The sequence below is a fragment of the Coriobacteriia bacterium genome (assembly GCA_003149935.1).
Taxonomy (GTDB): domain Bacteria; phylum Actinomycetota; class Coriobacteriia; order Coriobacteriales; family QAMH01; genus QAMH01.
In genome coordinates, this window is sequence record QAMH01000008.1 from 60,364 (window position 1) to 85,563 (window position 25,200).

Here is a 25,200-nt window from a genome sequence, read left to right on the forward strand (position 1 = left end):
GACGTTTGGGCACGCGCGTCGCGCATAGCGTTACTCGACGTCCGCGCTATTCCGCAGCTTCCTTCTTCTTCCCGGCGCTCATCTTGGCCTTGATGAGGCCGGCAACGGTGGGGATAAACGAGATGACCACGATGCCAATGATGACAAGCTCGAAATGGTCCTGGACAAAGGGCACGCCGCCGAAGAAGTAGCCCAGCAGCGTGAACAGGCACACCCAGGTGACACCGCCGAGTACGTTGAACAGCGTGAAACGCCCGAAGTGCATCTCGCCCATGCCTGCCAGAAACGGCGCAAAAGTGCGGATGATCGGGAAAAAGCGCGTAAGGAATACGGCAATCGAACCATACTTGTCGAGCATGGCCTGCGTCTTTTCGATGCGCTCGGGCGTGAGCGCCTTGACGCGACCACTTGCCACGATAGCCTGACCCACCTTGCGGCCAATCCAGTAGTTGGAGGTGTTGCCCAGGATGGCGGCAATCGTCATGAGAATGATGAGCACGAAGATGTTGAGGCCACCACCATCGGCCGCGAAAATGCCCGCGCAGAAGAGCAGCGAGTCGCCCGGCAGAAACGGCGTGACGACCAGGCCCGTCTCGACGAAGATGATGAGGAACAACGGCGTGTAAACCCACACGGGACCCAGCTCGATGATCCACTGCGCGATGAATCCACGCGGATCACGTAGTAGGTCGATGAAAAACTGTATTACTTCCATTGCTCCCTAACTCACACAACAAGTGCGCCGTATGGACTTGGGCGCCCACCAGAGGCCCCTTATGGCTGCTTCCTCCCGGACCTGACCAGGTTCGGGACATGATGCCGCCCAAGCCCATGCGACGCACTCGCAAGCGTTGGAACATTGTAGCGCTTGATGGCAATGGAGATGCGTAAAATACATGTAAAGTGGCTGCCTACTCGACAGCAGCGTCACCCTCGGCCACCGCGCCATTGGCCGATGGCTCGGCATCGCCATTGTTCGAAACCTTATCGAACACGGTGGTCTTCGTACCACCCGCTCCATCGCTCTCGTCGAGCGTGAGCTGCTGGTCGTTGTTGCCGAAGCTGTACTTTGCCTCGCCTGTTGCATCGCCTGACTTGTAGGTGATGGTCTTGGAGCCAGGGTCGATCGTGTAATCAAAGGTGTTGCCGACAAGCTTGAACTTATCCCCCGAGAAGACGACCGTGACCTCTGTGTCCTTGATCTTCCACTCGCCCACGAGCTCGTTGGCATCTGACGACCCGCATGCCGCAAACGCGAACAGGCAGGTACAGGACATGATCGCCGCGATAAAGCATGCGATAAGGCGTTTTTTAATCATGTCGTGCTCCTTTGCTTGGATCGTCACGTACGAATCGGGCTAAGTGTACCCGTAGACTTAGTCTTCGTCCTCGTCATCGTCAAAGGACAGAAAATCGTCATCTGACTTTGACGCGGGCTTATGCCGCTCGGGGAAAAGCAACTTGGTTCGACGCTCGAGAATGATGGCAATCAGCAGAAAGAGGAGCAGGCCAACGCCAATGATGAGGAGAACGCCCCCCGTCAAACCAAAGTATGCGAAGTATTCGTCGAACATGCTCTCTCCCAGCTAAAAGTCACGGGTCGCATGGTACCGCAAAACGCGCCGTGAGAGGTATACTTGCTCGCAACACATTTCGAACGGCACAACGCGCGCACGCACAGGAGGAACAATGCTCGACATTCGCTTCATTCGCGAGAACCCCGACGCCATCGAAGAGGCTCTGAAGAATCGCCATGCAAAATGGGATTACGACGAGTTCCGTCGCCTCGATGAAGAACGCCGCGAAATCATCCAGAAGGTCGAGTCCCTCAAAGCCGAGCGCAACACCGTCTCCAAGCAGATTGGCGCCATGCTCAAGGAGGGCAACGCCGAAGAGGCCGAAAACGCCAAGATTCGCATGCGCGACGTCGGTGACGAGATCAACAATCTTGATGGCGCCCTCGTGGCTATCGAGGAAGAGCTCAACGGCCTCACCTATTCCATTCCCAACATTCCCGGCCCCAACACGCCCATCGGCGATGACGAGGACGATAATCCCGAGGTACGCCGCTGGGGCACGCCGCGCGAGTTCGACTTCGAGGCCAAGGCGCATTGGGACCTCGGCCCTGAGCTCGGCATCATCGACTTCGAGCGTGGCGTGAAGCTCGCCCACGCGCGCTTCTACGCACTGCATGGTGCCGGTGCCCGCCTCGAGCGCTCGCTCATCAACTTCATGCTCAACGAGCACATCAAGTGGGGGTCGACCGAGTGGTGGGTTCCCGCGCTCGCAAACAAGGAGACCCTCACCGGCACGGGCCAGTTGCCCAAGTTCGAGGAAGACCTCTTCAAGACGACCGAGGGGCTCTACCTCATCCCCACGGCCGAGGTCATGCTCACCAACCTGCATGCCAACGAGGTGCTCGACGGCGCGGAACTGCCCATCCGCTACTGCGCATACACGCCATGCTTCCGCGAGGAGGCGGGCAGCGCCGGTCGTGACACGCGCGGCATCATTCGCGTGCACCAGTTCGACAAGGTCGAGATGGTACGCTTCGCCAAGCCGGACGAATCCGACGCCGAGCTCGAGAACATGACCTCCTGCGCGGAGAAAATCCTGCAGGAGCTGGGCCTTCCCTATCGCGTCATCAGCCTTTGCACGGGTGACCTCGGCTTCTCGGCCCGCCAGACTTACGACCTCGAGGTGTGGTTGCCGAGTTACGGCGCGTACAAGGAGATTTCGAGCTGCAGCAATTGCGGTGATTTCCAGGCACGTCGTGCCAACATCAAGTACGTCGACGAGGACGGCAGGAAGCGCTTTGCCCACACGCTCAACGGCAGCGGCTTGGCCGTCGGGCGCACGATGGCTGCCATCATCGAGAACTACCAGAACGCCGACGGCACCATCACGGTTCCCGAAGCGCTGCGTCCGTACATGGGCTGTGACGTGATCACCGCGCAGTAAACGGAGGGGGCACGCGTCATGAACATCATCGTCGTGGGCTGCGGTCGCGTCGGAAGCCATCTTGCGACCCTGTTGTCCGAAGATGGCCACAACGTTTCGGTCATCGACCGCAACGCCGACTCGTTCAAGAACCTCGGGCGCGACTTCAACGGCCGCATCGTGCGCGGTATCGGCTTCGACGAGAGCGCCCTCATGGACGCCGGCATCGACGAAGCTGACGTCATTGCCGCCGTCACGAGCAACGATAATGCCAATCTCATGATCGCGGAGGTTGCACGACGCATCTATGAGGTCCCGCATGTCATCACGCGTCTCTACGAGGCGCGTCGCGAGAAGACCTATGCGCAGCTTGGCATTGACTTCGCCTGCGGAACAACACTCGTAGCCGAGGAGATCTTCTCGAAAATCCAGTCGGGTCATGGTCATCACATCGACACCTTCGGCAGTTACGAGCTAGCACGCTTCGCCTTCAACCTCGAGGATGACACTACCATGTCATGCAGTGAGCTTGAAAAGGACTACGATGCGCGCGTCGTCGCCGTCGAGCATGACGACGAGACCATCCTCCCCTCGCAGGATACGATTCTGCATGATGGCGACGTGGCCATCGTTTGCGTCGCCCGCGAGGACTTCGGCCGTCTTTCGCGCTTTATCAGGAGCTGATCGCATGTTCATCGTCATTAGCGGTGGGTCAACCACGGCAGAGTACCTCATCTCGATGATGCTTGAGCAAAACCACCGCATCACCCTCATCGAAGAGGACCGCGAAACCATCGATCACCTTGCCGACACCCTGCCGCCCGAGGTGCTCATCATCGAAGGCGACGGCACCGATTCGGCCGTGCAGCTCGACGCCGGTGTCGATGACGCCGACCTCTTCGTCGCGCTCATGGGCCATGACGAGACGAATCTCGTGGCTTGCGAGATCGCCATGACCGCGTTCAACGTGCCGCGCTGCATCGCGAACGTCAACAACCCCAAGAACGGCCGTATCTTCCACGAGGTGGGCATCGAGCCCGTTTCGTCGACCGAGCTCATTGCGCGCATGGTCGAGGAGGAGGCCATCGTCGGCGATATGCGCATGGTGTTCTCGCTGCGCGAGGGTGACATCGTGATGGTCGAGACGAAGCTGCCCGCCAAGATGCGCCACAAGGGCGGCGTGCGCGTGGCCGACATCCCCTTCTCGCACGATACGCAGCTCATCGCCGTCATTCGCGATGACGAGTTCGTGATGATCACGGGCGATACGGTGCTGTATCCGGGCGAGACCATCATCGCCGCAACCAAGAGCGATGCCGAGGAAGAGTTCCGTAACATCATCAGACATCTATAGAGCGAGGAGATTTCTCGACTCCGCTTCGCCCCGCTCGAAATGACAGGGCGTCCGCTACCTCGGGGTTTCGGAAGTTGCTCTGGAATCAGTCCGGGATTGCTCCTGATTTAGTCCGAAAACGTACAGATTGTCGGGGTGGTTGGCTCGGTGCCATCCGTCGCATAGTCATGTCTCCAAAACCGAAGGCTTCGGAGGAGAGATGACCAAGCAACGAAAACAGGCGCTCATCGCAGGAGCATGTGGCATTATCGCCGCACTCTGCGTATTTGCCTATACGGCAACGATTCAGTCCGAGGCGTCCATGGCACGTGCGTCGGCGATTCGCAGCTACGGCGGGGAGCGTGCCGAAGTCCTCGTGGCGAACAAGACGATTCCCATCGGCGGCACCATCGACGAGTCCAACACGAGCGTGCAGGAATGGCTGGTCGATTTTCTGCCCCAGGGGCAAGCGGCACAGAGCTACGAGGAGCTTCAGGGCCTCGTCGCGCAGACGGAGATTCGCGTGAACGAGCCCGTGCTGCTCGAGCGTGTCGGTGATGGCTCATCGCGCATCACCGTGCCAGACGGCCTGGCAGCTGCAAGCGTCGCATCCGATGACGTGCTCGCAGTAGGTGGTGCGATACGCGCCGGTTCGGTTGTGGACGTCTACGTTGAAGCCTCGTCAGGAGAGATCACGATGCTCGGCGAGCATATCCTCGTCCTTGAAACGAGCACGCTCGAAGACAGCAAAGAGAAGCAAATCTCCTGGGTCACGCTCGCCGTCAGACCCTCGAGCGTGAGCGACCTCCTCGCAGCGGCCTCGAAGGGAACCATCCACTTCGTCCTCCCTGGCAATAGCGCGGCAAACCAGGAGGACTGACATGAGGGACATGGTATCCAGCACATATTCCGCGCAGGGCACACGACGTGCTCCGCTCATCACGCTCATATCGGCGAGCGGCGGGGTTGGCAAGAGCACGATTGCACTCATCATCGGCCACCTGGCAGCAGCACGTGGCATCAAGACCGCTATCGTCGAGGGTGACCTGCAATTCGGCGACATGGGCTTCTGGCTCGGGCTCGATGTCAAGCTCTCCTCGCTCGCACAGGGCGAGGGCTGTATCCCCGTGCCCATCTCGGCACAACTCGACCTTTTCAAAGCACCCGCCTTGCCCGAGGTCGCCGAAGAGATATCGGATGCGGTGGCCCGCGTCGTCGAAAACGCCCGGGCAAACTATGATCTCATCATCGCCGATACCGGGCAGTTCTGGTCGGGGCTCACGGGCGAACTCCTGTGCAATTCCGAGCTCGTACTGCTCGTCATGGACCAGCGCAGGGCATCGGCGTACGGCGCCATCAAGGCACTCGAGCTCTGTCAGCGTCTCGGCATCCCCCTCGCACGCATCGCACACATCTTCAACCGCGCCTCGGGAATCCCCCGCAGCGAGATAAAGCGCATCGAAGACTCGCTCGGCTGCGACGAGCTCTTCAGGCTCGCGGACGGCAAGGCATCGGTCGAAGCCCTCGTTGGCGCGAGGCGTATCGAGGAGCTCGTCGAAGACGCAGCGGCGCCCGTGCCCGATGTCGAACAGCTTCTCGCCAAGCTTCTCCCCCGCGTTGGCGTCGAGTTCTCACCTGCCGAGCACAGAAAGACGAGGCGATTCTTCGCATGAGACTCGGCGATTACATACGGCAAAGCCCGCAAACTGCGGCAGATGGGGCACCGGGCGCAGTCTCCGAGAAGACTCATGCGCACCTACGCGAGCTGCTGTACCGCGAAGTCCCGAGCGAGCGCATCGCGCAGCTCCTAAACCAGGGACGCGAGCATGCGCGACAGGAGCTCGCCGTCTGCATCGAGCAGATTCTAAGCGCACATGATTTCGCACCCATGGGCGATGTCGATCGTGCCGTCCTCATCGAGCGCACGCTCGACATGGTGCTCGGCCTGGGCCCCATCGAAAAGATGCTCAAAGATGACTCAATCACCGAGATCATGGTCAACGGGCCCCACTCCGTCTTCTTCGAGCGCGACGGCATCGTATGCAAGAGCAACGAGCACTACGATTCCGAAGAGCAGCTGCGTCTCGTCATCGACCGCATCGTCTCACCACTCGGCAGACGCGTCGACGAGCAGTGCCCTCTCGTGAACGCCCGCCTTCCAGAGGGACATCGCGTCAACGTCGTCATCCCTCCCCTTTCGATGAGCGGAAGCACGCTCACTATTCGCAAGTTCCGCAAGCGCTCCTTCACGCTTGACGAGCTGGTCGGGTTGGATGCGCTCACATCAGAGATGGCGCAGCTGCTTGCCTGGGCCATACGCGCGCGCAAGAACATTGCCGTCTCGGGCGGTACAGGTGGCGGCAAAACAACGCTGCTCAACGCGCTTTCACGCCTCATCCCCCACGAGGAGCGCGTCATCACGATCGAAGACAGCGCCGAGCTCAGGTTCGACCAGCATCCACACGTCGTCCGGCTCGAAGCGCGGCTTGCCAACGCCGAGGGCCGGGGCATGGTCACCATACGCGACCTCGTCACCAATGCACTGCGCATGCGCCCCGACCGCATCATCGTTGGCGAGTGTCGTGGTGCCGAAGCACTCGATATGCTGCAAGCCATGAATACGGGGCATGACGGATCGCTCACGACCCTGCATGCCAACTCGCCTGCCGAAGTCATCCCGCGTCTCGTGATGATGGTCCGCTATGGTATGGACCTCCCCATCGAAATCATCGAGGAGCAGGTCGCATCGGCACTCGACCTCATCGTGCAACAGGACCGTCTCTCGGGCGGTAAACGCCGCATCACGCAAATTGCCATGCGCGGCAAAGACACCGGTTCCGCGCGCAAAAGCCAGCGTTTCACGCCAATCGTGCACTGGGACCGACGCATGCAGCGCTACGACTGGAGCGGTTTGCCTGCATGGATCGAGGAGCTTCCCTTCATGAACGTTGCGAGCGAAGAGGAGGTGGCACAATGGGTGCAATCAGTGCAATGCTGCTAATCGCAAGCATGATCGCGGCCTTCCTCTGCGTCCGGAAAGCCGTGCCTTTGCTCGCGCATCTGCGGCGTGCCCTGCCACTCGCGCACGTTGACAGGCGGCTTGTGCTCGAGGATGCCAAAAGCCGCATTGCCTCGACCAGACTGCTGGCTCCCATCCTGGGAAAGGCCCGTGAAAAGAAGCGTGCCGAAGGGCTGCAGAAGGGCATGCCCGAGCTTTTGCGCCTGCTCTGCATCGCGCTCGACTCAGGATCATCGCTCGTCATGGCGCTACGCTACGCGGCGGACAACTGCGATGAGCCCCTCGCCGGCGAACTCAAGCGCACGGTTTGGGATCTCGAATCTGGCCAGGGTTTCGACGAGGCACTCGAGAAGTTGCGCGCCCGAACAGGCGGCTCGGAGTTCGCGTACCTGGCCGTCGCCATGGAGATTCAGCACCAGTCCGGCGGCAGCCTCACGACTATACTCAAAAACGTCTCGACACTGCTCCAGCAAGCCGCAGAACTCAAGGAAGATCTGCGCACCAAGACCGCGCAAGGACGCCTCTCGAGTCGCATCGTCGCTCTCATGCCCTTTGCGCTGCTCGGCATTCTCTCGGTCTTCTCGCCTGGATATCTGACGGGCTTTCTCGCATCCCCGCTCGGCATATGCCTTTTCGCGCTTGCGATGTTACTCGAAGCGACGGGCATACTCCTCGTGCGACGTGCGCTTGCCATCGACTTCACGGTCGACCTCGAGGAGATGGTATAGATGCTTGCCATCCTGCTTCGCCTTTCTGCATGCCTGCTCGCCTGCGCGTGCGCATGCCTCTGCGTGCGGCTTGCCTGGACGCGCATCAAGCTTGTGGCACAACCGCAGCGGGCCGTGAGCATCGAAGACATTCTGCGTGATCCCACCTTGAGCTTTCTGGTGTTTTGCGGCGCGGGCATCGTCATCTCCTACGCCACGTCTCTTTGGCTGCTCGTACCCTGCATCGCCCTCGCCTATGTGCTCTCGCGTCGCGCCCCGACCATGCTCGACGCACGACGGACACGCGAGTTACGCAGCGCCTGCGACGAGCAAGTCGACGTGATGGCAGACATTGTCGCCATGGGCGTGCGTGCCGGCCTGTCCTTCGATGCGGCGCTCGACTTGTACTGCACCAAATTCGATAACGCACTCGCTCGCCACTTACGCGAGACACGGCTCGAATGGAAGAGCGGGTTGGCCTCACGCAAGGAAGCCCTGGCCGCGCTCTCGTCCCGCATCGGATCAAAAGCACTCAAGCGCTTCTCCGAGACGTCCTTGCAGGCCATCCACCACGGATCCCCGCTCGCCGACATGCTGGGACGCTTCTCCGCCGATGTTCGACAGCGCAGACGTGCCGCCATTGAGCGTCAGATTGCAAAGGCGCCGGTCAAGCTTCTCATCCCAACGGGAATATGCATTCTGCCCGCCATGCTCATTTTGGTCATGGGGCCGGTGCTTCTCCAATTTGTCCAGACAGGTTTCTAGAAGAGAACAAGGAGAACGTCATGCAAAAGATCAAAAACCGCGCGTTGGGTGCCTATATCAGGGCAACGGCAAGAATCAGGGCGTTGCCCGAGAAAGGCCAGGGCACAACCGAGTACGCGATCCTAGTCGGTGTGCTTGCCGTCATCGCCATGATTGCAATCGCGGCGTTTCGTGACCGCATCGGCGAGCTCTGGGATGCAATCTCGAGCGGAATCAACGGTCTGTAATGCGCAAACGACTGCATGAGAGCGGACAGGCGTCAGTCGAATACCTCATCGTCGGACTTACGTTCATTGCGCTCATGGGTGCGCTCGCGGCCCTCTGGCGCTTCATCGCGACGGGTGGCTTGAGCTCTCTCATTCAGGCAAACGCTTCGCATGCGCTTGGATGCGTAGAAGGGATTTTTGATGCGCTCTTGTTCTGAATCGGGGCAGTCAACCGTCGAGGCGGCCGTGTTGCTACCCGTCCTCTTCGTCGTGTTCGGCCTGCTGCTGCAACCAGCTATCCTGCTCTACAACCGTTGCATCATGAACGCTGCGGCTGCAGAGGGCTGCCGCCTCGTCGCAACGGGTTCGGGCGATGACGCAAGCACGCGCGCCTATATCGAGCATCGACTTGAGGCGATACCAAAAGTCCCGATCTTCCACGCCGATGAGAGCTGGAATATCACCTGGTCATGCTCGGGTGATGGAACGGCGCAGACCAGCATCGAGAACCGTGTGCAGCCGCTTCCGCTCTTTGGAATCCTCGCTGGACTCACAAACGCTGTCGATGAGAACGGTGCCGTTATTCAACACGTGGAGCTTTCCTGCTCGCCTACCCCCGGCTGGGTTGGCGAGCAGGGGTACGACCCTTCGGATTGGATCGGAAAATGGGAATGAGCAAGCATCTGTCCTTCACGCGCAGAGAGGGTGGATTTACCACGCCCGCCGCTGCCATTGCGCTCCTCGTTGTCTGCGCCTTGGTATTCACCTGCGCGAGAGGCATAAGTGTCGGTGCGCAGTCAGGGCAAATACAATATGTCGCCGATGCGGGAGCACTCGCGGCAGACAACGTTGTTGCCGAGTTCGTGACCGCTGCCCAAGTTGTCGATGCCGCCGCCCTTTCGCTTTCGCTGCTTGGTCTTACGGTCTATGCCGCCTCGGCTGTCGCCGCATTCATCCCCGGCGGTCAGGGCGCTGCGACTGAAATTGCAAGCATGGGATCGAAGGTGCTTCAAGCACGAGACAAGTTTGCCGAGTCGGCAGCCAGGGGACTAGACGCTGCGCAAAAGGCACTCCCTGCCGTCTGCGCCGTACGCGCCGCCCAAGCCGTGCAGGCCAACGCAGACGCAAGTGGCATCCCTTATGCAGGCATCGCCATCACATCTCCCTCGCAAGGGATTGACGTCTCAATTCCAGGCGACGAGAAGGTCAAGGAGGCTGCGGCCGAGATCGAATCGAAAGAACCCGCGATTCAAGAGGCAAGCTCACGGCAGAAGGAAGCCCAAGAGCGCGAGGATGCCGCCAAGGAGCGCGCGTGGCGAGCCGATTGCGGCAATGACGGTATGAGCATGTACGAACGCGCTGGCAAGCTCTCGGATATTTCGGAGGCGCGCAATCCCTACATCTCATCACCTGACCGTTGGACCTTTTCGGTAGGACTTGAGCGGGCAAGGGCATACTACATCGCGCGCTATGCTGCCGAACCGGGACAGGCCGCATCGGGCTCACCTGAGGCAATTGCCGAATCAGTCGCCCGCAAGCAGTTTTACGCCTATGCCCAGCACGAAGTGGGGCGAGGATACGTCGAGCTCGGGGGAGGCGGAGCTGAGATACCACATCTCGTGCAGCTCGCCAGAAACACGGAGCAGATCAAGGGAACCGTTCTCTACACGAGTGCAATCTATCCCGTCTCCGTCAATGGCGACAAGCGTTATTTGCACGGATACGCCAGATGCCCGACCTGCACCGAGGGAACTCGCTCGGGACAGGCCTCGGTGAGTGCAATCGATGCCGGTACTGTCGAACGCTGCCCGACGTGCAAGTTTTCCGCAACCACCTTGGGACGCGTCCCAAGCGCCTCGACTTCCATAAGCAACGGGTTTGAATATCACTACCGAGAGTTTGTGGAAGCTTCACGCGACTACGCCCAGGCACTTTCCGATGGCGCAGAGGCAAAGCAAGCGCTTGATGAGGCGAAGGAGTCAATTGGCGAGCGGCTTTCGGAGGCGCTCGATTCCCTTGCAGTCAAACGATACGACCCCCAGCCGCCCGGACGATACGGCTGCATCTGCGTAGTGCTTGCGCCATCCGTGCAAGCAAGCGCGATTCCCTTCGTCAGTGACGAGTCGGAATTGCCCGCACGCATCGCAATCTCTGGCGCGACACTTGCCCCCGATGCGGCAAGCGACCAAGGCAGTGTCATCTCTGGCGTCGCCGAGGGTCTCATCCCCCAGGAAAGTCTCGCCTCCGGGCCGGCCAAGCTAGTCTTTGGGGCGTGGTCAAGCGTGCTGCTGGCGTATTCGAACACGACGGAGGGGATCAAGGGCGGCTTTCGCAAGGTCCTCGGGGTCATACCCCTCATTGGCACCACGCTCTCGGATAGTGCGGTCTCGGCCTTTGAGAATGCGCTCAGCTCGGCAAGCCTCGAGCCAGCGAATCTCGATACGTACAAACCGGTGCTTGTTAATACGGCCCACATACTCGAACGGGATCCGAGTGGTGCCGCACAGGTTCTCGCGCGCATGAAGGACATGGCGCAAATATACGGAGCGATTAGCACGGGCGACATGAACGCCCTCGTCAATGACATCAAAGCCGTCCCCGAAGTCGCAGAACTTCTTGACGAGCACGGGCTCGAGCTTGCAGAGATTCCACTTGCCGACATAGGCCTCGGCACCAGCGATGGCAAGCTATATCTGCCCGTTCCCAACGATATCGATGCGCGAGTCAGGGAGGCAGTTGGCAGCTTCCTTGGAACGCTGGGAGGTTGACGACATGTTTCAGGCACGCGAAGACAGAAGTCGCGAACATGGGCAGATGGCGGTCGAACTTGCCGTTGTCATGCCCGTCATACTCATCGTGCTGGTCATCGCCATCGATATGCTCGTCTTCGCGGATGAGTGCGCACGTTTCGATCACATCGCTCCCCAACGCGTTCTTGCCCAAGCAGCGAGTGCTCCCATGGACGGATACGAGCTCGATACGCGTACCGCGGCCATACACGCTGCACTCGAAAGCGATTTTGCCAAAGAGGGCTCCTCGGTAAAGGTGAGCTACGAGGATGCCGGAGCGGCGTTGGCAAGCATGTCGGTCTATCGTTGCACGTTTCGATTCGCGCCGTGGCCGCTCTCCATCGCGGGCGCGCCCTCGCTGCTCGAACACGAGTGCAGCATCGCCGTCGACCCTTACACGCCCGGGGAGCTCCTATGACAAGCCTGGGCGACATGCGCATCGTCATCGCCACCAGCATCTTCGCGCGTGCCCGCGGGTTGCTCGGCACGCGTGCAGAATGGGGCGACGGCAACCGCATGCTCATACTTGTGCCCTGCAAGAGCGTGCACACCATTGGCATGCGCTACGCCCTCGACATCGCCTTCGTTGACCGGAACGGTATCGTGCTACGCTCCGAGCGCAATGTAAGGCCGGGACGAGTGCTCTCATGCCACCAGGCGGCGTTCGTGCTGGAGCGACCACATCAAGACGAAGCATGGGCGGAGGCAGAGCAGAGGCTCCTGGTTTCGTTTTGCAGAGATTTCATCAATGATCAGGCTACGCAATATGGATAATTGCCATCAATCATATTATCCTGTTCATACATTGTATGAATGGAGTGTGATTCTAATGGCAATGACAACACTGAGCGTGCGCATGGATGAGGATGTTAAGAAAGGACTTGAGATGTTTTGCTCAGATGTCGGCATGAACACATCAACTGCAATCAACCTGTTCGCCAAGGCAGTCCTGCGCGAACATCGTCTGCCGTTTGAAATCGTCTCCTATAACATGGATCCTTTTTACAGCAGCGCAAACCAAGAGAGGCTGCTCAAAGCAAAGGAGCGCATGGAAAAGGGCCACGGCAAAGTTCATGAGCTGATGGAGTCAGATGATGAATAAGTCCTGGGACGATGATGCCTGGGAAGACTACCTTTATTGGCAAGAACAAGATAAAAAAGCCCTCAAACGCATCAACGCGCTCTTACGCGATATTGATCGAAACGGATATGAGGGCATCGGGAAGCCTGAACCTCTGAAAGGCGATTTGTCCGGTTGGTGGAGCAGACGAATCGATAAAGCCAATCGTATCGTGTACCGGATACATAATGGCAAGATCGAGATTATCCAATGCGGCGGTCACTACAGAGACAGACAGCAGAATTAGCAAGCCGGCTTCCTGTCCCCTTACCCGGCGGCACTAGAACAGCATCGTGAACGCAGGGAAGCAGAACGAAATAATCAGCAACACCGAGAGAATGGTAATGCCGATGGTCTTGAGCAGGCGCGTACGCCGGTCGCGTTGCTCGCGACGGTACTGAGCTGCCAACTCCTGCTCGAGCTTTTGCTGCTTGTTCTTCTGATACGACTTGTTCTTGTTCGACATGACGACCCTATCTGTTGTAGCGGTCCTGCTTGTCCTGCGGCGCGTGCTCGATGAGAGACCTGCGCAGCGCATCGTCGCTGACTTCCTCGCGAATGCGTACGCGCAAGGCGCGCGCTCGATCGATAATCGCATCGCGGTCGCAACCCGACACATGGACGAAGTTGTCGTAGAGAACGCGACCGGCGACCATGGTCATCTTGACGTTGTCCTGGTTGGCCGTGTAGATGACGGCGCTCTCCGGGTCGGTCGTGGGGTTCTGATGCGAGTTGTGCAAGTCGATGGCGATGATGTCGGCCTGCTTGCCTGCCTCAAGCGACCCAACCTTGTCATCGATGCCCAGGGCTTCCGCCGAGCCGATGGTCGCCATGCGCAGGGCGTTCTTGGCAGATGCCTGCACGAAGCGCTCGGAACTCGTCGCGCGCGTGATCATGAGGCCGATGCGCATCTCGTCAATCATGTCGGTCGTATCGACAGCAGCCGGAGAATCCGTACCCAAGCCGATGGTAAGACCGGCAGCCCAGAACTTCTCGAGCGGCATCGACCCCATGCCAAGCTTGGCGTTGATGCGCGGACAATAGCCGATGCGCACCTGCTTGTCGCGAAGGATGCCGATATCACGGTCATCGACATGGACGCAGTGAATCGCAAGAATGCCGGGCACGTCGAGGATGCCCCAGTTGCTCACGTAGCTCACCGGCGAGGTGCCCGCCGGTAGCCAGGGCGGATATGCAGCGGCGAGCTTGCCCTGCTCATGCTCACTCACATGGACGCCAAACGGCGAGGAGCCGTAACGGATGAAGTCCGCCTCCTCCTGGCTTCCCGCAAGATGCATGGCAACGGGGATGTTCTTTTCAATCGCGACATCGGCGATAGCCTGGAAGACGCTCGGGTGGCAACCGTACACGGGGCCGGGGGCAAGACCGAAGTCGAGAAGATCACTTCCGCACTCGTCCTTCCAGCGTTCGATCTTCTCGAGACCCTCATGCACGACGCTCTCGGCGTGCTCTTTCTGCGTGGTCAGCACCTCGTAGTACACACGGGCGCGCAGACCCATCTCCTGGGCGGGGATGCGCGTGACACCCGATGCGGAGATGTCCGCTATCGTCGTGATACCGCTGGCGACGGCTTCGAGCGCGCCAACGCGCGCCGAATCAATCCAGTCCTCCTCGGTGAAGAAGGGCTCGGTATGCAGCACGTGACGCTTCCAGTCGGCATAGGGCAGGTCGCCGAACATGCCGCGCAGTGCCGTGTAGCCAAGGTGCGTGTGCAAGTCGACGAAGCCGGGCATGAGGGCAGAGAGCCCGAAATCACGAACCTCCTCCATGGGGTACTTGTCCTTGAGCTGGGATGCAGGCCCCAGGTCAAGAATCTTGTCATCACGCACGAGAACGGCGCCGTCCTCGATGTACGGGGAGGTGATGGGAATGACATATTTCGCGGTGAGCAGCATCGCGTCTCCTGTTTACTGGTCGCTCGGACTATCTTCGGCGGACTCCTGCGGCTTCTTCTTGCCCCAAGGCATCTTGCTCTTGCGCTCCGCACGTCGCTGCTGGTCACGCTCAATAGATGCGGCGATGGCATCATCGAGTTCGCGACGCTCGGTTTTGGTGAGGTTGCGGGCCTTTGCCTCCTGCGCCTTCTGAATCTTGCGAATCTTGCGCAGGTCGATGTAGAACGCAATGACGAGGGCGACTATCGCGAAGATGAAGCCAATGGTGGAAATCCAGCTTGCGGTCTCCTGGAAGTCCTCGCCCAGCACGCCACTGCTGATAAGCATGTTGGGGAGCCAGGTGAGGATGATGACAACGAAGGCAGCGCCCATGGCAATCCACCAGACGCGACGCCAGAACTTGTACTCGGGCAAATCGCGCATCATCGAGACCATGGCGCGCTCGCGACGGCGCTGTTGCTCGATCGGGTCGTTCGCCTTTGCCTCGACCGGCTGGTTCTTCCTCGCCTTGGCTTCCTGTTTTGCACGCTTGGCCTTGGCCTCCTTGGATGGAGCGTATACCGACGCACCGGCCTTGGACTTGAGCTTCGCGGAGCTTGCCGATTTCTTTGACTTGCCCTTGGGGCCATCGCCCTGATTGCGTGCGTTTTGGAAATTACGCTGCGTCATTCGTCAATCGCCTTTCGAATGCCTGTAGTGTGTAAATGCCTATGATACAACGGGCGGCGCATGCGCGTGGAGCGCATGCTACAGATTCGCGGGAACGAAACGCTCGCCCGTGATGAGCTCGTAAGCCTGGATGTACTTGTTCGAGGTTGCCTCGATGATATCGGCCGGCAGTTGCGGCGGCTCGCCCGTGCGGTCCCAGTTGGCATCGAGCCAATCACGCACGAACTGCTTGTCGAAACTTGCCTGGCTCTTTCCCGGCTCATAGGCATCTTGCGGCCAGAAGCGCGAGGAGTCCGGCGTAAGCACCTCATCAGCCAAGGTGAGCGTGCCATCGATCGTGCCGAATTCGAACTTGGTATCGGCGATGATGATGCCATGCTTGGCGGCGTAATCAGCTGCCTTCTTGTAGACAGCAAGCGATGCGTCGCGCAGAGCGCTCGCGTCCTTCTCGCCAAGCATCTCGACCGTGCGCTCATAGCTCACGTTCTCGTCATGATCGCCAATCTCGGCCTTGGTTGACGGCGTGTAGATGGGCTCGGGCAGCTTGCTTGCCTCGATGAGGCCCTCCGGCAGCTCGATACCGCAAACGGTACCCTGCTTGCGATACTCCTTGAGGCCGCTGCCAGCGAGGTAACCACGCACGATGCACTCGACGGGGAACATCTCGGCCTTGCGCACGAGCATGAAGCGGCCGTTCAGCCACTCGGCATAGGGTTTGAATTTCTCGGGCAGATCGGCCACGTCCGCGGAAATCAGATGGTTGGGAATGATGTCCGCGAGCAAGTCGAACCAGAAGAGCGAAAGGCGCGTGAGAACCTCGCCCTTGTAGGGAATCTCGTCTTTGAGGATGTAGTCGAACGCCGAGATGCGGTCGGTTGCGACGATGAGGAGCTTGTCGCCCAGGTCGTACAGATCGCGGACCTTGCCCTGCGAGTCGGGACGCATTGCCATTTCACTCATGAGTATCATCTTCCTTGTTTCTCGTATGTACTTCTTGTTGCCGTACTTCTTGTTGCCGTACTTCTTGTTGCCGTACTTCTTGCTGTCTTGTGGCGGGCAACGGCACGCGCAACCCAAAGAGCTTGAGTTCTTGCGTCGCACTCAAGCCGGCACCTGCCTCGCGCGCCTTACGACGTGCCTTGACCTGGCGTTCCTCAATCTTGCGAAGCTTCTCCTGCTCCTTGCGCGCGGCACGCTCCTGGCGCCTGCGCGAAGTGTTCCTGCGCGCCGACGGCATGGGCTTGGCGTGGTCTTCGGGCGCCAGCGGAATGCGCATCACGAAGGTGCTGCCCTCGCCGAGCGTGGAGGAAACGGAGACGTCGCCGAAGTGTTGGTCGACGACTTCCTTGACAAGCGCAAGGCCAATACCCAAGCCCCCATCGACGCTCTGACGTGCGACGTCGGCACGCCAGAAGCGCGAGAAGACCTTCTTCATATCCTCTTGGGAAATGCCAACACCCGTATCACGCACGGAGATCTTGGCGTATCCGTTCTCACGCGTGAGCTCGATGCTAACCATGCCGTTCTCAGGGGTATAGCGCACCGCATTGGAGAGCAGGTTGGCGACGGCCTGCGAGATGAGATCCTGGTCACCGATAATCATGACGTTGGGGTCGACATCGGTGAAGAACATGATGCCGGAGCTTTCGAGAAGCGCTTCATGCGTCGTCGAAAGGCCGTTCACCACGCTGCTGAGGTTGACGAGATTGCGCTTGACCTCGGCCGTGCCGTTCTCGAGACGGTTAAGGTGCAAAAGCGCCTCGACCAGACGACCCAGACGACGCGTCTCGAACGAGATGGTGTTGAGATGCTCCTCGTCTGCTTCGAAGACGCCATCCTGGATGGCTTCGACCGTGGCTTGGATGGCCATGAGTGGCGTGCGTAGCTCATGGGCTACGTCGCCGATGAGCTGACGCTCGAGGTCGCGGTCACGCTCGATGGCGTCTGCCATCTCATCGAAGCGTTGGCCGAGTTGACCGAGCTGGTCATCACCACCAAGCCCCGTACGAGCGGAGAGGTTGCCTTCCTTGATTGCCGAGGCGGTGTCTGCAATGCGGCCAACGGGACGTGCGATGCCAATGGCGAAGTAGAGACCAAGAATGATGGAGAGCACGAGGGCGATGGCCCCGGAAATGAGCACGGCAGCGAAGATTTCCTCGTCACTTGGCGCGCCGGCGTAACCAACGTTCCAGACGATCGCGATAGCGGCAGCCGTGATGAGCACCGTCATGGCAGCCGTGAGCAAAAACGCTCCCATGACGTAGATTGCAAACGAGAGAGGTTTCTTCTCGCGGGTCTTGCGCTTGTTCTTCATGGACGCCTAGGCCTCTTGACCAGCCGATTCGCCGTCTCGGGGCACCTCGAAGCGATAGCCGACGCCGTGCACGGTGTAAATCCAACGCGGGTTGCGCGGGTCATCGCCGATCTTGGCGCGGAGGTTCTTCACGTGGCTGTCGATGGTGCGCTCGTAACCCTCGAAGTCGTAGCCGAGCACCTTCTCGACGAGCTCCATGCGCGAATAGACGCGGCCCGGATAGCGCGACAGCGTCGTGAGCAGCTTGAACTCGCTGGCGGTGAGGTCGATCTCCTCATCGTTGACAAGAACCTTGTGACCGTTGAGGTCGATGGTCAGGCCACCGAAGTCGAGCACCTCGCGTTGCGGCTCGGAATCGATGTGAGCGCGGCGCAGCAGAGCACGAACGCGCGCAACGAGCTCGCGCGGCGAGAAGGGCTTGATGAGGTAGTCGTCTGCGCCAAGCTCGAGACCGACGATGCGATCCTCGACCTCGCCCTTGGCGGTGAGCATGATAATGGGGACGTCAGATGTGTCGCGAATGATGCGGCAGACCTTCTCACCCGGAAGCTTGGGGAGCATGAGGTCCAGGATGACGAGGTCGAACTGATGCAGGGAAAACGCATCAACGGCCTCCTGGCCATCTGCAGCCGGCGTCACCCAGTAACCGGCACGTTCAAGATAGGCAGCAACGGCGTCGCGAATGGCTTTCTCGTCCTCGACGAGCAAGATGCGACGGGCTTCAGAACCGGTGTCCACGATGAGGCTCCTTTCGGTTTTCTTCCATCTACGCAGTGTACCATTGCGCACCGCCTGCGTCAGCGCTGGTGGCAAGAAGGGGACAGACCCTTCGTTTCCAAGAGATCTCTCCATTTCGCAGCCTGACGGCTGCTTCAGTCGAGATGACAAACAGGGGTCTGTCCCCTTATCACCACTCGCAAACAAGGGTCTGTCCCCTTGTTGCCACCGGGCCTATCGTTCGACGGGTTCCGTGGGGGCCGTGCTCGGCTGTGTCGTGGGATCGGCTGGATCCGGTGCAGGCGGAGCAGGCGTCTGGCCAGCGGGGATGGGCGTAATCGAGCGCAAGACAACCTGCGTCGCCCTTTCGGTGCCCTCGTACTTGTTGACGGTCGCGTAATTGTAGACGCGAGACACCTCGCCCGTGCACACCGAATAGTCGCCGTAATCCGTACAGCCATCAGGCGCGTTGACGACGAAGTACTTCTGCTCTTGCGTATCGATGAACACCGTGCGCGAGCTCGACTTCGCGAACAGCCAGCCATTGCAGATGCCCGGCGGCGTGAGTGACTGTCGCGCCAGGCGCAACCATGTATTCCCCGCTATCGGATAATACGTACCGACGTTTGCGATGCCTCCGCCGTAATCGTAGGACGCGGGAATCGTGAACGCGAAGGCGTTGTTCATGTAGATGGCATTTGACGGGCGAAACGAGTGCGGCATTACCTGGGACGCAACCACCGACCCAGAGCCTGCTGCAATCGCCGTGAGCTCGTAGTACACGCCGCTCGACGCCTTGGCCCTCGGCATGGCCGTGAGCACTTGCCCGCTTACGGAGAGACCTCCGTTGAATCGGCCTTCCGAAGTGATCATGTCCGACGAACGCGAGCCACCCGTGGCAACGCGCAGGTACGAGTTTTCCGTCGTGCGCGGACCACCCTCGGCAGGCTGCACGATCCAGTACGCCGCCGTGCCGATGACGGCTATCTCGGGCGTATCGAATTCGACATTGCCCTCGTCGAGCTTGACGGGCTGGCCAGTTAACCTGCCATCGGAAATCGTGGCACAGTACACCATCCAGTCCGAGGTAAGGTAATTGCTTTCGACCCAGACGAGCAGCTCTTTGGATGCGCGCACGGCAAAGATGCTGTAGCCCATGTCATGATTGACGGCACGATCAAGCGCCGGCGTCATGGCACCGGTACCCAGATTGACGAGCGAGCAGGTCGACAGAGGCGAAGCCGTCTCGCCCGTAAGCAGCGCTGCCGCCGTCACGTCCTCGGATGCATAGAGCATCGTCCCCTTGGGGTACTGCGCAAGGTCCTTGATCTCGAAGTATCCCGTTGTGTCCTCGATTTCGGCAAAGGCATCGAGCGTGACAACGTCGTTAGTCGACACGTCGAGCGTGCTTGGCGTACCACTATCCGAATTACCCCCGCAACCCGTCAACACCGCGGGCGCACCGAGCACCGTCGCGCAGGCAAGCGCGCCGCCGCCCAGGCGCAAGAACGCACGTCGTGACAGCTGCGGATTCTTGTTTGCGAGCGCGTCCCCGTCGTGACTCATCTACGCCTGCCGTTGCTCGATGGCCCAGGTGAGGGCACGGGAGAGTTGATCGGGACAGGATGTCGCCTTGCCACCACATTGCGTGCCCGCGCAACGCTCGATGACCCAATCGGCGGGCATCCCCTCGATGAGCGAGCCGATGCCCTTGAGGTTGCCGTTGCAACCGCCGATGAACTCGACGTTGCGCACCTTGGAGTCATCGTCGAGGTCGAATTTGATGGCACGCGAGCACGTGCCGTGCGTACGATAGAGAAACTCCGGCTCCTGCGCTTGATTTTCCATAACTCTCCTAAAACTCCAGGCTCTTGAGCTTGTCGAAGATGACGTCCTTGTGACCCAGGAAGCTTTCCGGATCGAAGATGGCGTCGAGCTGCGCTTCCGTGAGCGGACAATCCGGATCGGCCTCAAGGTTCTCGCGGAAAGTCGGGCCGTCGATGGCTTGCTGGATATCGTCCCACACCTTCATGGCATTGCGCTGCACGATAACGTAGGCATCCTCGCGGGTCATACCCGTGTCGACGAGAGCGAGGATGACCTTCGAGCTGAAGATGAGACCACGCGTGCGCCACAGGTTGTGCAGGCTCTTGTTCACGTAGACGTTGAGGCCATCGAGCATCCACTGCATCTTCGAGAACATGTAGTCGAGTGCGGTAAAGCTGTCGGCGAGGACGACGCGCTCGGCACCGGAGTGCGATATATCGCGCTCGTACCAAAGTGCCACGTCGTCGAAGGCAACCTGAGCGTTTGCCTTGACCACACGGGCCAGGCCGCAGACGCGCTCGGCCGTGATGGGGTTGCGTTTGTGCGGCATCGCGCTTGAGCCCTTCTGGCCCTTGGTGAAGGGTTCCTCAGCCTCGATGACATCGGACTGTTGCAGCAGACGAATCTGCATGGCGATGGATTCGAGCGTGGAGGCGGTTACGGCAAGTGCGGACATGACCTGCGCATGACGATCACGCGCGATGACCTGCGTGGAAAGCGGGTCGGGCGTGAGGCCGAGCTTCTCGCAGACGTACTGCTCGACGAAGGGATCGATGTTGGAATAGGTGCCCACCGCTCCGCTGATGGCGCCGGTGGCTGCAACCTCACGGGCCTGCTGCAGGCGCGTCTCGGCGCGCTTGAGGGCCCAGGCCCAGCTGCCGAACTTCATGCCGAAGGTCATGGGCTCGGCATGGATGCCGTGTGTGCGGCCCACGCAGATGGCGTCCTCGAACTCGAACGCGCGACGCTTGCAGGTCTCGCCCAGGCGCTTCACGTCGGCGATGATGATGTCGAGAGCCTGCGTGACCTGGTAGCTCAACGCAGTATCGCCAAGGTCGGAGCTCGTCATGCCGTAGTGCACCCAGCGACTTGGCTTGGGCTCGCCTTCGGGCACATCGGCATCGATGTAATTCGCCATGACGGTCGTGAAGGCGATGACGTCATGGTTGGTGACCTTCTCGATCTCGTCGATCTCGGGCACGGTGAAATCGGCATGCGCGCGAATCCACGCGGCCTCCTCGGCGGTGATGCCGCACTGCCCCAGCTCGGCCTGCGCTTCGCAAGCGAGGACCTCGATCTCCTTCCAAACGTCGAACTTATTCTCGAGAGACCAGATGTGTCCCATTTCGGGCAGCGTATAGCGCTCGATCATCCCATGATTCCTTTCGCGTGGCTTGTTGGTGCGCTCTATTGTATTGGTCTTTTGCCGCTTTGTGCGAAAGAGCATCAAAACGTCAACTCGGCGAAGAGGCAGCCGGGGACGAACGTCGGAAGCACCATGCCCAAAAGTCGGCGCCCCTGACCGCCCCGCGCCAAACATGCGGGCCCGCTGACCGCATATTGCCCGAAAACTCCGCGTCCTGACCGCCCCGCGCGGTCACCGAGGGGCGATTTTTGGCGCAGAGACCGGAAAACTGGGCATGCGGGGGACAGACCCTTGGGAAATTTGGGCATGCGGACCCTTCGGCATGCGGGGGACAGACCCTTGTTTGTCATCTCGACTGGAGCAGCCGTCAGGCTGCGAAATGGAGAGATCTCTCAAGATTTCTCGACTCCGCTTCGCTCGAAATGACAAAAGGGGTGCGGCCTTTTCTCGATGCCCTCGTAGAATTGCCCGAGATTATCGGTAAGGCCGCTTGTCGCGTTATGCGCGGTTTGCCAGCGCGTTTTGTGCTGCCTGCGCGGCGGCGCCCATCACGAAGGTACAGGGGACGTCGAGGGGGATGTCCTCGTGGATGATCTCCTTGCAGATGATGGACGAGCGGTCTTCACCCAGCAAGGTGACAAGTTGATCCATGAAGTCCTGATGCAACGCGTTTACGGCTTCGTTCGTTTCCTTCGTCGACCAATGGTCCAGGTCAGGATCGCTCGAGAAGTAGCTGATGATCAAATCGGCAGCCAGCAGCGCACCGCACACTCGCTTGTTCGCGGCAATGCCCACGCTCAGGCCCTCGGACAACCGGTACAGGTCCTCCTCGTCCATGCCGAGCTCGTCCGCAAACGAGCACAGCACCGCCTGGGCGCAGTTGTGCGTGCGCGCCTTGTGGTACGTGATGGTCTTGCGCGCCTTGCTGTCCTCGTCGAAGGCCTGCGCCGCCTCCTCCCACACGTCGGTTTTGGGCTCGTAGAGCGCGGGCTTGTCCGAACCGGTCATCGTCATTCACTCCTCTTGCGACGCACGCTCCCGGACGCCCCGAAAGACAAAGCCATCGAGCTATAAGGTGAACGCGTCTATTATAAGATATATACATATAATAGATGAGCCAGATGGAACAGGAAGCGTCTTTGGGCGAACGGCATTCGCCCGGCGCGCGACCACGCGTCCAGACGCATGTGTATAATGCCCCTGACCAAGGAGGATAACGTGGACAGTCACATATCGCACATCATCAATCGCGCGCTCGACGGAGCGCTCATCACGCGCGACGAAGTCGTTGACCTGCTCAGCGTGGAGCATGGAACCATCGAGGCGGCCGCCATCCAAATCGCTGGAAGACGGCTGACAAAAGAACTCTGCGACGGCGAAGCCGAGATACACGGCCATATCGGCCTGGACGCCACCCCCTGCCCCAACGACTGCAAGTTCTGCAGCTTTGCCGCATCGGCCCGCATCTTCAGGGGACGAAACGAGTTTACGACAGAGGAAGTCGTCGCTAACGCCCGCGACTTTGCGCAAGCGGGCATCAACGCCATCTACCTCGTCACCACCGAAACCTACGACAAGGAGAAGTTCCTCGAGATGGGAGCCGCGGTCAAGCGCGAAATCGGCGATATCTCGCTCGTGGCAAACGTGCCCGATTTCGATTACGACTACGCCGTCGAGCTCAAGAAAACCGGCTTTACCGGCTGCTACCACGTGATACGCTTTGGCGAGGGCGTCTACACGCGTTGCTCGGTCGAGAACCGTCACAAGACCATGCGCGCGGCAAAGGAGGCGGGTCTGGCGCTCGGCAACTGCATCGACCCCATCGGCCCAGAACATACCCCCGACGAAATCGCCGACCTCGTCATGATCGCACGCGAGTACGAGGTGGCATTTAGCGGGGCGATGCGTCGTAACACCATCCCGAATTCGGTGTTTTCGGAATACGGCAACATCCCCTACACACGCCTTGCCGATTACGTGGGTGCCGTGGCCCTTGCCACGGGTACCGGTATTCCCGGCAACTGCACCCATGAACCGAGTCCCCTCACCGTACAGGGAGGCGCCAACATCATCTGGGCCGAACGCGGATCATCGCCACGTGACGTGAGCATGGAGAACACGCGTGGTCTCGACGTGGGACAATGCCGCGACATATACAAGGAAACGGAATGGCCCGTACACGAGGGACCATCCCGTTTCTACAGCTGATAGGTTTGCGGAGAACGCCGCGCAGCTAAGATCGTCTTCCGCAGCAGCAGCCGGCACCGGCGTTTTCGGTCGGGTCGGGCATGATGTAATCGGAAGGGTCGCCCACCTTCCACCACTGCTTACCGTCAACGGGAAAGCGTGGGTCGGGGTTTTCGGGGCGGCAGACGAAGCCAGCCTCCTCGATGAGCGCCTTGGCCTCCTCGACGGTGAAGCCCCGCCACACATCCTCGTTGAACGTGGTGTCACGCGGATTGGCGCCGCGCTCCACGGTGAAGTTGCTGCCACCGGCATAGAGCGCGGCGGGCGTCGCTGGATGCATGCCGCAGCTATGCACCTTGGTACCCACGCACAGGCGCAGCGTGGCCAGCAGGTGCAGCATGCGCTCCTCGCTGATCGGCTCCATTCCCTCGAACGGCGTGCCCGGCACGTTGACACGTGCCATCACGCTCATGGCATAGGGATGATGAGCCAGGTTCTCGAGGATGCGATCGGCAATCTCCTCGTTCGTGTGCTCGATGCCGAGCGGCTCGATGCAGGTAAGCCAGCGCAGCGGCGAGTTGCTGATTGCATCGACGGTCTTCCAGCGCAGGTCCACGTCAAACGGCGTGTCGATGCCCTCGCGCATGCGAATGACATGGTACGCGCTCGTAGCGCCGGCCTGATAGGCCGCCTCGGCCATGGCGGGACTCATCTCGCCCACGTTGAGGTTGATGAGGTAGCTTCCCGGCACTTGCTCGCGGATGTCGGCCAGCCACTCGGACAGCACGTTCAGGTCGTAGAACTCGGTCGAGCGCAAGGTGATGGTGGTGACGCCCGCCTCGACGTAAGCGCGCACGAGCTCGATAATCTCCTCCTTGGAGTAGATGACGTCCTCCTCGATAAGGCCCCACTCGGTGCCGAAGGAGCAGAACTTGCAGTTCATGTCACAGCTGCACAGATCGACGCCGATGGCCCCGGAAATGGAGGCACTGTTGCCCGTGGCGATGTGCGCAAGGGCTGCGGCGCGTTCTTTGAGGTAGGCGACTTCTTCGGAGCTGGGGTCGAGCTCCAGCAGGCCGATGATGACGTCGCGCGGCTGCGAGGCGCCGCGGACGCCTTCGTCGTAGACTTTGTCGATGAGCTCTTTGACCTTATCGTTCATGTCGATCCCTTCGTTCTTTGCTTCTAACGGTATGCCCGTACGCAATTGTGCGCAAGGGTCTGTCCCCTTATTGCCCGAGCGCCACGTGCGGAGATTTCTCGACTCGCTTCGCTCGCTCGAAATGACAATTGGGGGTCTGTCCCCTTATTGCCACCTGCGGCGA

At 60.0% G+C, this 25,200-nt stretch carries 31 protein-coding genes and 1 other RNA gene; 17 read left to right on the forward strand and 15 right to left on the reverse strand.

What is annotated here, in order from left to right:
* Nucleotides 1-46: 46 nt before the first annotated feature.
* From DBY20_07285 to DBY20_07300, 4 genes are all read right to left on the reverse strand, one after another.
* Nucleotides 47-715: a hypothetical protein gene (locus DBY20_07285; protein PWL78123.1), complete on the reverse strand. Its 669-nt coding sequence runs from the start codon at nt 713-715 to the stop codon at nt 47-49.
* A gap of 25 nt (nt 716-740) precedes the next feature.
* Nucleotides 741-836: signal recognition particle sRNA small type (gene ffs / locus DBY20_07290), an RNA gene on the reverse strand.
* Nucleotides 837-911: 75 nt separating this feature from the next.
* On the reverse strand, nt 912-1,319 hold the full coding sequence (locus tag DBY20_07295) for a hypothetical protein (protein ID PWL78124.1): 408 nt from the start codon (nt 1,317-1,319) through the stop codon (nt 912-914).
* Between the two features lie 57 nt (nt 1,320-1,376).
* Nucleotides 1,377-1,574 carry a hypothetical protein gene (locus tag DBY20_07300; GenBank protein ID PWL78125.1) on the reverse strand — a complete coding sequence of 66 codons (198 nt, stop codon included), beginning with the start codon at nt 1,572-1,574 and terminating at the stop codon, nt 1,377-1,379.
* Nucleotides 1,575-1,689: 115 nt separating this feature from the next.
* Between DBY20_07300 and DBY20_07305 the strand changes: the two genes are divergently transcribed.
* The 16 genes from DBY20_07305 (at nt 1,690) to DBY20_07380 (ending at nt 13,126) form a co-directional block, all read left to right on the forward strand.
* The gene (locus DBY20_07305) at nt 1,690-2,961 is read left to right on the forward strand and encodes a serine--tRNA ligase (GenBank protein PWL78126.1); all 1,272 of its coding nucleotides are present in this window, start codon (nt 1,690-1,692) and stop codon (nt 2,959-2,961) included.
* Nucleotides 2,962-2,979: 18 nt separating this feature from the next.
* A complete protein-coding gene (locus DBY20_07310; GenBank protein ID PWL78127.1) occupies nt 2,980-3,624 on the forward strand; it encodes a TrkA family potassium uptake protein in 645 nt (214 codons plus the stop codon).
* A gap of 4 nt (nt 3,625-3,628) precedes the next feature.
* Entirely contained in the window at nt 3,629-4,294 is a 666-nt protein-coding gene (locus DBY20_07315) for a TrkA family potassium uptake protein (GenBank protein PWL78128.1), read from the forward strand.
* Between the two features lie 199 nt (nt 4,295-4,493).
* The gene (cpaB, locus tag DBY20_07320; GenBank protein PWL78129.1) at nt 4,494-5,153 is read left to right on the forward strand and encodes a Flp pilus assembly protein CpaB; all 660 of its coding nucleotides are present in this window, start codon (nt 4,494-4,496) and stop codon (nt 5,151-5,153) included.
* A gap of 1 nt (nt 5,154) precedes the next feature.
* Nucleotides 5,155-5,946 (forward strand): hypothetical protein, encoded by a 792-nt coding sequence (locus DBY20_07325; GenBank protein ID PWL78130.1) that lies wholly within the window; start codon nt 5,155-5,157, stop codon nt 5,944-5,946.
* Complete coding sequence (locus tag DBY20_07330; protein PWL78131.1) at nt 5,943-7,274, forward strand: CpaF family protein; 1,332 nt, start codon at nt 5,943-5,945, stop codon at nt 7,272-7,274. The genes DBY20_07325 and DBY20_07330 overlap by 4 nt, the downstream gene beginning before the upstream one ends.
* Nucleotides 7,193-8,020: a hypothetical protein gene (locus tag DBY20_07335; GenBank protein PWL78307.1), complete on the forward strand. Its 828-nt coding sequence runs from the start codon at nt 7,193-7,195 to the stop codon at nt 8,018-8,020. The genes DBY20_07330 and DBY20_07335 overlap by 82 nt, the downstream gene beginning before the upstream one ends.
* Nucleotides 8,021-8,764, forward strand: coding sequence for a hypothetical protein (locus DBY20_07340; protein ID PWL78132.1), 744 nt, complete (start codon nt 8,021-8,023; stop codon nt 8,762-8,764).
* A gap of 20 nt (nt 8,765-8,784) precedes the next feature.
* On the forward strand, nt 8,785-8,991 hold the full coding sequence (locus DBY20_07345) for a hypothetical protein (protein PWL78133.1): 207 nt from the start codon (nt 8,785-8,787) through the stop codon (nt 8,989-8,991).
* Nucleotides 8,991-9,188, forward strand: a complete 198-nt coding sequence (locus tag DBY20_07350; GenBank protein PWL78134.1) for a hypothetical protein — start codon at nt 8,991-8,993, stop codon at nt 9,186-9,188. The genes DBY20_07345 and DBY20_07350 overlap by 1 nt, the downstream gene beginning before the upstream one ends.
* Complete coding sequence (locus DBY20_07355) at nt 9,172-9,645, forward strand: pilus assembly protein TadE (GenBank protein PWL78135.1); 474 nt, start codon at nt 9,172-9,174, stop codon at nt 9,643-9,645. The genes DBY20_07350 and DBY20_07355 overlap by 17 nt, the downstream gene beginning before the upstream one ends.
* Complete coding sequence (locus DBY20_07360; protein ID PWL78136.1) at nt 9,642-11,738, forward strand: hypothetical protein; 2,097 nt, start codon at nt 9,642-9,644, stop codon at nt 11,736-11,738. Before DBY20_07355 ends, DBY20_07360 begins: the two co-directional genes overlap by 4 nt.
* On the forward strand, nt 11,719-12,177 hold the full coding sequence (locus DBY20_07365; GenBank protein ID PWL78137.1) for a hypothetical protein: 459 nt from the start codon (nt 11,719-11,721) through the stop codon (nt 12,175-12,177). The genes DBY20_07360 and DBY20_07365 overlap by 20 nt, the downstream gene beginning before the upstream one ends.
* Entirely contained in the window at nt 12,174-12,533 is a 360-nt protein-coding gene (locus tag DBY20_07370) for a DUF192 domain-containing protein (GenBank protein ID PWL78138.1), read from the forward strand. The genes DBY20_07365 and DBY20_07370 overlap by 4 nt, the downstream gene beginning before the upstream one ends.
* A gap of 55 nt (nt 12,534-12,588) precedes the next feature.
* The gene (locus DBY20_07375) at nt 12,589-12,861 is read left to right on the forward strand and encodes a type II toxin-antitoxin system antitoxin, RelB/DinJ family (GenBank protein ID PWL78139.1); all 273 of its coding nucleotides are present in this window, start codon (nt 12,589-12,591) and stop codon (nt 12,859-12,861) included.
* Nucleotides 12,854-13,126, forward strand: coding sequence for a Txe/YoeB family addiction module toxin (locus tag DBY20_07380; protein ID PWL78140.1), 273 nt, complete (start codon nt 12,854-12,856; stop codon nt 13,124-13,126). Before DBY20_07375 ends, DBY20_07380 begins: the two co-directional genes overlap by 8 nt.
* Before the next feature lie 33 nt (nt 13,127-13,159).
* Here DBY20_07380 and DBY20_07385 read toward each other — a convergent pair whose 3' ends face one another.
* The 10 genes from DBY20_07385 to DBY20_07430 form a co-directional block, all read right to left on the reverse strand.
* A complete protein-coding gene (locus tag DBY20_07385) occupies nt 13,160-13,345 on the reverse strand; it encodes a hypothetical protein (protein PWL78141.1) in 186 nt (61 codons plus the stop codon).
* 7 nt (nt 13,346-13,352) lie between these two features.
* Nucleotides 13,353-14,795, reverse strand: coding sequence for an amidohydrolase (locus DBY20_07390; GenBank protein PWL78142.1), 1,443 nt, complete (start codon nt 14,793-14,795; stop codon nt 13,353-13,355).
* Nucleotides 14,796-14,807: 12 nt separating this feature from the next.
* Nucleotides 14,808-15,464, reverse strand: a complete 657-nt coding sequence (locus DBY20_07395; GenBank protein ID PWL78143.1) for a hypothetical protein — start codon at nt 15,462-15,464, stop codon at nt 14,808-14,810.
* A 78-nt stretch (nt 15,465-15,542) separates the two neighbouring features.
* Complete coding sequence (locus DBY20_07400) at nt 15,543-16,424, reverse strand: phosphoribosylaminoimidazolesuccinocarboxamide synthase (protein PWL78144.1); 882 nt, start codon at nt 16,422-16,424, stop codon at nt 15,543-15,545.
* Entirely contained in the window at nt 16,417-17,778 is a 1,362-nt protein-coding gene (locus DBY20_07405) for a sensor histidine kinase (protein PWL78145.1), read from the reverse strand. Before DBY20_07405 ends, DBY20_07400 begins: the two co-directional genes overlap by 8 nt.
* 6 nt (nt 17,779-17,784) lie before the next feature.
* Complete coding sequence (locus DBY20_07410) at nt 17,785-18,630, reverse strand: DNA-binding response regulator (GenBank protein PWL78146.1); 846 nt, start codon at nt 18,628-18,630, stop codon at nt 17,785-17,787.
* A gap of 99 nt (nt 18,631-18,729) precedes the next feature.
* The gene (locus DBY20_07415; protein ID PWL78147.1) at nt 18,730-20,061 is read right to left on the reverse strand and encodes a hypothetical protein; all 1,332 of its coding nucleotides are present in this window, start codon (nt 20,059-20,061) and stop codon (nt 18,730-18,732) included.
* Nucleotides 20,062-20,343, reverse strand: coding sequence for a TIGR03905 family protein (locus DBY20_07420; protein ID PWL78148.1), 282 nt, complete (start codon nt 20,341-20,343; stop codon nt 20,062-20,064). It lies immediately after the preceding gene.
* 7 nt (nt 20,344-20,350) lie between these two features.
* Nucleotides 20,351-21,694 (reverse strand): adenylosuccinate lyase, encoded by a 1,344-nt coding sequence (locus tag DBY20_07425; protein ID PWL78149.1) that lies wholly within the window; start codon nt 21,692-21,694, stop codon nt 20,351-20,353.
* A 492-nt stretch (nt 21,695-22,186) separates the two neighbouring features.
* Entirely contained in the window at nt 22,187-22,702 is a 516-nt protein-coding gene (locus tag DBY20_07430) for a hypothetical protein (protein PWL78150.1), read from the reverse strand.
* 204 nt (nt 22,703-22,906) lie between these two features.
* Between DBY20_07430 and DBY20_07435 the strand changes: the two genes are divergently transcribed.
* Nucleotides 22,907-23,896, forward strand: a complete 990-nt coding sequence (locus DBY20_07435) for a radical SAM protein (protein PWL78151.1) — start codon at nt 22,907-22,909, stop codon at nt 23,894-23,896.
* Between the two features lie 25 nt (nt 23,897-23,921).
* On the opposite strand, the gene DBY20_07440 is transcribed toward DBY20_07435, so the two are convergent.
* Complete coding sequence (locus DBY20_07440; GenBank protein ID PWL78152.1) at nt 23,922-25,037, reverse strand: radical SAM protein; 1,116 nt, start codon at nt 25,035-25,037, stop codon at nt 23,922-23,924.
* Nucleotides 25,038-25,200: the final 163 nt, after the last annotated feature.